At 74.4% G+C, this 6813-nt stretch carries 4 protein-coding genes and 2 riboswitches; of the genes, 1 reads left to right on the top strand and 3 read right to left on the bottom strand.

Annotation, left to right across the window (positions count from 1 at the left end):
• Positions 1-224 precede the first annotated feature (224 nt).
• From ACFQ11_RS20210 to ACFQ11_RS20200, 3 genes are all read right to left on the bottom strand, one after another.
• On the bottom strand, positions 225-1154 hold the full coding sequence (locus ACFQ11_RS20210) for a CHAP domain-containing protein (RefSeq protein ID WP_378300810.1): 930 nt from the start codon (positions 1152-1154) through the stop codon (positions 225-227).
• A gap of 11 nt (positions 1155-1165) precedes the next feature.
• Positions 1166-1294, bottom strand: a riboswitch (cyclic di-AMP (ydaO/yuaA leader).
• Positions 1295-1531: 237 nt separating this feature from the next.
• A riboswitch (cyclic di-AMP (ydaO/yuaA leader) is annotated at positions 1532-1723 on the bottom strand.
• A 504-nt stretch (positions 1724-2227) separates the two neighbouring features.
• On the bottom strand, positions 2228-3271 hold the full coding sequence (locus tag ACFQ11_RS20205; protein WP_378300808.1) for a C40 family peptidase: 1044 nt from the start codon (positions 3269-3271) through the stop codon (positions 2228-2230).
• Between the two features lie 187 nt (positions 3272-3458).
• Positions 3459-4724, bottom strand: a complete 1266-nt coding sequence (locus tag ACFQ11_RS20200; protein WP_378300806.1) for an NYN domain-containing protein — start codon at positions 4722-4724, stop codon at positions 3459-3461.
• Positions 4725-4957: 233 nt separating this feature from the next.
• On the opposite strand from ACFQ11_RS20200, the gene ACFQ11_RS20195 reads away from it, so the two are divergent.
• On the top strand, positions 4958-6802 hold the full coding sequence (locus ACFQ11_RS20195) for a DEDD exonuclease domain-containing protein (RefSeq protein ID WP_378300804.1): 1845 nt from the start codon (positions 4958-4960) through the stop codon (positions 6800-6802).
• The last annotated feature ends 11 nt before the right edge of the window (positions 6803-6813 follow it).

The raw sequence follows: 6813 nt of genomic DNA, 5'->3' as shown, positions 1-6813 counted from the left end.
CGCGCCGCGCCCGCCGTCCGGTGTGGTGCGGGACCGGCCGCGCCGGACCGGGCGCCGAGCAGCCCCGCGCCGCCCGCGGCGACCAGCGCGGCGCCGCCCGCGCCCGCGGCGAGTGCCCTGCGGCGCGAGACGGGGCCGCGTGCGCCGTCCGTGCGGGGGTGGTCCGTCATGGGCGCGATCCTATGCACCCCGGCGGCGTCGCCCGGCCGGACGGCCCGGTCGGCTCACTCGTCGGCGTACTCGGGATATCCGTAGCCGACGATGCTGGAGGCCGAGCGCTCCCGGATCTTGACGGCGCTGTCGGTGTTGCCCTCCACCGTCCTGACGGTGCCGTCGTCGATCTTCTCGATCACCATGCCGACGTGGTCGATGGCGTCGATGGAGTCGCTGCCGCCCCAGTCGAAGAAGACGATGGCGCCGGGCTCGGGCTCGGTGCCCCAGCGGCCCTCGTCCTTGAACCACTGCGCGTGCGTGACCGTGTAGGCGTCGTGGCCGAACTGGTCGCTGGCGCCGATCTGGGAGCCGACCCAGGAGATGAACATGCTGCACCACGCGGCGTCGCTGTAGCCCGCGAGGGAACCGCCGTCCCGCTCGACCGTCTCCTTGGAACGTTCCGACTTGACGTACCAGTCGTTGAACTTCGTCTCGCCGCTCGCGTCCTCCTCGATGCCCACCTGCTTCTTCGCCATCGTGACGGCGTCCTCGGCGGTGGGCCTGCTCTTCTTCTCCTTCGCCTCGGCTCCGCCGTCCGCGGACCCGCCGCCCGCGGACGGGGCGGCGCCCGACCCGTCGCCCGGGCCGTCTCCGCCGGGCTCCCCGCCCTCGTCGGACGCCGCGGCGCCGCCGGCGCCGCGGTCGCCGCCGTCCTGCACGACCGCGAACTCGGCCGCGGTCACGGCCGTGCCGGAGTCGAACGGCAGGACCGACGCCTGCGCGGTCGCCGCGGCGGTGCCGAGGACGGCCGCGCCGACGACGACGCCGCCGGTGGTGCGCCATGAGAGGGGAACGGCGCTCCACGAACGGGGGGTCGTCCGCAGCGTCTGCGGGACGGCGCGCATCTGCACCTGGGCGGTGCGCAGCGCGGCGGGGAGGGGGTTGGAAAGGGGGAACGGGCCGGGCTTGCGTCGCCTGGCGGCCCGGTGTTTGCCTGCCACAGGGATTTCTCCTTGGCTTCCATTCCGCCTACCGGGTTAGCTGACGGGTTCGGGCGTGGAAGCCGCCCTACGGCCTGGGGGCAGGCCGATTCACCCCGAAAGAACTGGTGGGTCCCCGGCTCCGCGGGCGGCCGTGCGCGGCCGCGGCGGACTCGGCGGCGGCGCGCCCGGGGGCGGGCGCGCCGGTGCGGATGGTCGGCCTCCCGGGGCGCCGTGCCCGCGGGGAGGCGGCGGACGCGGCCGCCGGGTCGTCCGGCGACCGCGCCCTGGAATGCCGTTTCGGCTAGCTGGTCCCTACCTGCCCGTCACACGGGCATGGGGACGCGTCGAGAATCGACTCGTGCAGAATTTCTGAGGGGATGTCGGACAGAATTCACTCCGTTTCTTCCAGACGCCTACCGGGTTAGCTGACGGGTTCGGGCGGGAAGTGGCCCTACGGCCGTCCGCTGGAGGTTTCCAGGGAACGGGCCGATTCACCCCGGCGACGGAATGCCCGTCCGGAACGGGTCCGGACTCCGACGCGAATGGGTCCCCGGCTCCGCGCGAGGCGGATTCGGCGTGCCGCTGCGAACGAGCGGCGATGCTGTTGTGATGACGGCGGGCCCTGTCCAGGGGAACCGCCCGGGCCGCGCCCGGCCACGTGGAACGTCGGCAGCTCCATGCACGCTGCCGCGTGCGCACGGGGCGGGAGTCGGCCGGATCTCGCGGAGGCGGGGCCTCGGCGAGACCGTCGCGGCACCGTCGCGGTGCCGCGGGCGGCACGCGGGACGTGCCGCCTGGGAAGACGGCACGTGGGGTGTGCCGCCGGAAAGGGGAGACGGCGCGTGGGGCGCGCCGCCCGCCGCACGGCCACTGGATGTGCCGTGCGGGCCGCGGTGCCGGATCGGTCCCGCGGGGCCGCGGCGTCTGGAGGGCGCCGCGAGTGAGGACAACGTACCAAAGCTTCAAGCGGAGGCAAATCCCCACTAAAACGACGACGGACCAGGCAGAACCTGGTCCGTCGCCTCCGGCGCCCGCTCCGGAGCCTCTGCCGAGGCCCGCGTCACGGGGCGTCCTGGCACCCGGGGGGTGTGTCAGGGGCGCCCGGCGCCGTAGTAGTTGTTCAGGTAGTAGCCCGAGGTGATGCTCACGACCTCGACGTTCTTGCCGGTGCGCGGCGCGTGGATCATCTTGCCGTTGCCGACGTACATGCCCACGTGCCCGAGACCGCTGAAGAACACCAGGTCGCCGGGCTGCAGGTCGCTCTTCGCGACCCGCTTCGTCGCCGCCCACTGCGAGTTCGTCGTGCGCGTGATGCTCACGCCCGCCGCCGCCCACGCCTTCATGGTGAGACCGGAGCAGTCGTAGGAGTTCGGGCCCTCCATGCCGTACCCGTACGGCTTGCCGAGCTGGGCGTAGGCGAAGTCGAGCGCCGCCCCGGCCGCGCCGCTGGCGGGACCGTTGTAGGTGCCGCCGACGGAGCCCGAACCGCTCGAGGAGGACGTCGAGCCGCCGAGCCGGCGGACCAGCTTCTGCTGCTTCTCGATCTCCTTCTCGACCTTGGCCTTCTGCTTCTTGATCTCGTCCGACTTGGCCTTGACCTCCTCGTAGGCGGTCTTGGCCGACGTCTGCTCCCGGCGGAGCCGCTGCGCGGTGGCGATGAACTGGGTGAGCTCGGAGCTGCGCTCGCGCGACAGCAGCGAGAAGACGGCCGACTGGTCGAGGATCGCCTGCGGGTCCTCGCTGCTGGCGAAGCTCGCCACGTTCGTGGCGTCGTCGCCGCCCTTCTTGTAGGCGTTGGCGGCCATCTGGGCGACGGTCCGGCGCTGCTCTTCGAACTTCGCCTGTTCCTGGGACGCGCTCTTCTGCGCGGCCTGGTACTTCTTCTTGGCGATCTTGAGCTTCTCGCCGATGTCGTTGTACTTCTCGACGTACTGGTCGACCTTCTCGTTGAGCTCGTTGAGCTTCTCCTGCGCCTCCGCGGCCGTCGGCTGCGGGTCGGCGTGCGCCGCCACCGGGGCGGACACCAGCGAGGTGGTCACGGCAAGACAGGCGGCGACCGCCAGTCCCCGAAACGCGCCCGCCGTCCCGAGCCCGCCCTTGCGGCGCGTGGGCTCCCCGATGTGATCATTGGTCACGGTCGAAATCAGCCCCTCTCGTCGACGACACAATCAGCCGACGACATTAGCGAGGCCCCACACCGCCCACAACCGGTTCGTCACTATTTGCTTCTCTTCTCTGCCGAACACCCGTTTTTGTTACGGCGCGATCACGGAACGCCGGAGGTCACGGCACCGGGAAGCGGGGACCTGGGAGATTTCTCACTCAGGAACGGCCGAGCCGCCGCAGCAAAAGCGTGGACGGGCAGGGCCGCGCGTTCGCCCGGCGGGCCGCGTCGGCCACCTCGCGGTCCGAGGAGACCACCACCACGGCCCGGCCCGGCGGCTCCGCCCGCACCAGCTCGCCGATCAGCTCGTCCGCGGTCTGCCCCGGGCTGCTGAACTTCACCCGGACCCCGCGCGGTGCGGCGATCGCCACCGGCCCGTCCAGGTCCGCCCCGTCGAAGACGCACGTCACCTCGGCGCGGGTCTGCGCCGCGAGCCCGCCGAGCCCCGACACCAGCCGGTTGCGCTGGTCGGCCAGCGGCAGCTCCCCGTACCCCGTCTTGGTGACGTTGTAGCCGTCCACCACGAGGTGCACCTGCGGCAGCGTCAGCAGCCGGTCCAGGAGCTGCGGGTCGCTGTCCGACAGCGCCCGGCCCGGCAGCGTCCGGTGCGTCAGCGTGTCCGGTTCCATGCCGCCGACCGCGTCCGCCGGCCGCCCGATGGTGGACGGCAGCGCCAGCTCCCGCCGGACGCCCTGCGCCGCGTCCTGCAGCGCGTCGAGCAGCATCCGCAGCCGGACGTCGTCCACGTTGCGGCCCTCGCGGGCGGCGCGCTTGGCGGTCTCCGCCGCCGCCTCCGCCCGCTCCGTCCGCGACCGGAGCTTGCGCAGCTCCTTGTCGGACGCCGCCGCGCGCTCCCGCGCGGCCGTTAGCTCCCGCTCCGCGTCGGCGGTCACCTCAGCGGCGTGCTCCTGCGCCGCGCGCGCCTTCGCGCGCGCGTCGTGCAGCTTGCGGCGCAGCTCCGCGACCTCCGTCTTCGCGCCGCGCAGTTCCGCGCGCAGCTTGTCGAGCTCCCCGGCGCGGGCCGTCCGGGCCGCCGCGACCTCCTCCTTCAGCGCGGCGACGCGCCGCTCCGCGTCCTGCTCCTGCGAGACCGTCGCGGACCGCTCCAACTCCTCGCGCGCCGCCTCGACGAGACCCGTCCAGCCGGGCGGCCGCAGCAGGTACCCCAGCATCGCGACCCGCACCGGGTCCGCGGCGGGCGGGACGTCGCCGCCCTCGACGGCCTCGGCCAGCTCGGGCTGCGCCGCGCGCAGCGGCTCCGCGACGCTCGCCCGGAACCCGGCGTCCTTCTCCAGCAGCGCCGCGATGTGCTGCCCGGCGAGCTTGGCCCGCTTGCGGCGCTCGAACCGCGCGAACCGGCGCAGCGGCATCGGGACCTCGCCGGGCGGCAGCGCACCGAGCAGATCGGCGGCCGTCTCCACCACGCCGTGCCGCACCGCCTCGGGCAGCGGCCGCTCCAGCCGCTCTTCGGGCCCGCTGTCGATGATCCCGCTCCTTCCGGGGTTCCGCCGGTGCGCCCTCCGGGAAGACCGGTCTTCCCGGGCGCCCCGCACCCTAACCGGCGCCCCCGTCCGGCCGATCCTGCAACCCTAGCGGCACGGCGCCCCGCGGGGCGCGTCCTCCGTGACTGTCGGTGGCGTCCTCTACGGTCGCCGTCATGACGACTGTGCACGGGAACGATGTGCCGGACGTCGGGGTCCAGGGCACTCTGGACGATCTCGGGACGCCCCTGGCCGAGGTGACCTTCGTCGTGGTCGACCTCGAGACCACCGGCGGTTCCGCGGCCGACTCGGCCATCACCGAGATCGGCGCCGTGAAGGTGCGCGGCGGCGAACCGCTCGGCGAGTTCGGCACGCTGGTCGACCCCGGCGGCCCGATCCCGCCGTTCATCACCGCCCTGACCGGCATCACCACCGCGATGGTGACCGCCGCCCCCAGGATGGACTCGGTCCTGCCGGCGTTCCTGGAGTTCGCGCGGGGCGCCGTCCTCGTCGCGCACAACGCGCCGTTCGACATCGGGTTCCTCAAGGCGGCGTGCGCCGAGCAGGGCCGCGCCTGGCCCGCGTTCCCCGTCGTCGACACCGTCGACCTCGCGCGCCGCGTGCTGTCCCGCGACGAGGTCCCCAACTGCAAGCTGGGCACGCTCGCCCGGTTCTTCCGCACCGCCACCGAGCCGACGCACCGCGCGCTCGCCGACGCCCGCGCCACCGTCGAGGTGCTGCACGGCCTCATCGAACGGCTCGGCTCCTTCGGCGTCACCTCGCTGGAGGAGATGCGCGGCTTCGCCAAGGCCCCCACCCCCGAGCAGCGCCGCAAGCGCCACCTCGCCGAGGGGGTGCCGAGCGCCCCCGGCGTGTACCTGTTCGAGGACGGCTCGGGCGAGGTGCTGTACGTCGGCAAGAGCGGCGACCTGCGCTCCCGCGTGCGCAGCTACTTCACCGGCTCGGAGACCCGCCGCCGCGTCCGCGAGATGGTCGGCCTCGCCGAGAACGTCCGGACGATCCCGTGCGCCACCGGGCTGGAGGCCGAGGTCCGCGAGCTGCGGCTCATCGCCGAGCACAAGCCCCGCTACAACAAGCGGTCCAAGTTCCCCGAGCGGGCCATCTGGCTGAAGCTCACCGCCGAGCCGTTCCCGCGGCTGTCCATCGTCCGCGAATGCCGCGACGACGGCGCGTGCTACCTCGGCCCCGTCTCGTCCCGGCACCAGGCCGAGGAGGCGCGCGCCGCGCTGCACGAGGCCGTCCCGCTGCGGCAGTGCACCCAGCGGCTCAGCCCGCGCCTCATCGCCGCCGGACGGGCCCGCACCTGCGCCCTCGCCGAGCTGGGCCGCTGCGGCGCCCCCTGCGAGGGCCGCGAGTCCGCCGCCGACTACGCCGCGCACGCCGACACCGCCCGCGCCGTCATGCGCGGCGACGTCCGGCCGGTGGTCGCCGCCGCGCAGGTCCGCATCGACCGGCTCGCCGCCGAGCTGCGCTACGAGGAGGCCGCCGCGCAGCGCGACCGCCTCCACGCGTTCGTCCGGGCCGCCGCCCGCGGGCAGCGCCTCGCCGCGCTCGCCGCCCTGCCCGAGCTCGTCGCGGCCCTGCCCGCCTTCGACGGCGGCTGGGAGCTGTCGGTCGTCCGGTACGGCCGGCTCGCCGCCGCCGGGACCGTCCCGCCGCACGCCCGGCCCCGCCCCTACGTCGACGCGCTCATCGCCACCGCCGAGACGGTGTTCCCGCCGTCCGGCGGCGCGCCGGGCGGCGTCGCGCTCGGCGCGGCGCCGTCCGCCGGCGCCACCGCCGAGGAGATGGAGTGCGTGCTGCGCTGGCTCGACCGCCCCGGCGTCCGCCTCGTCGAGGTCCGCGGGACGTGGACGTGCCCGGCCCACGGCGCGGAGGGGCGGCGCGAACGTCTCGACCGTGTCGTGAGCGACAGGGCCGCCCGCGACCGCGCCTACGGCGACCCCGCGAGCACCGCGCACCCGGCGCGGGCCCGCGCGTCCCGCCGTCCCATGCGCTGACACCGCTAAAG

Origin of the sequence: Actinomadura sediminis (assembly GCF_042675525.1) — a bacterium.
GTDB lineage: Bacteria > Actinomycetota > Actinomycetes > Streptosporangiales > Streptosporangiaceae > Spirillospora > Spirillospora sediminis.
Note: the sequence above shows the minus strand (reverse complement) of the source record. Positions and strands in the feature narration are given on the sequence as shown.

What these genes read in the sequence shown, in the direction of transcription:
- ACFQ11_RS20195 (WP_378300804.1), top strand. Translation starts at nt 4,958, where the DNA reads ATGACGACTGTGCACGGGAACGATGTGCCGGACGTCGGGGTCCAGGGC.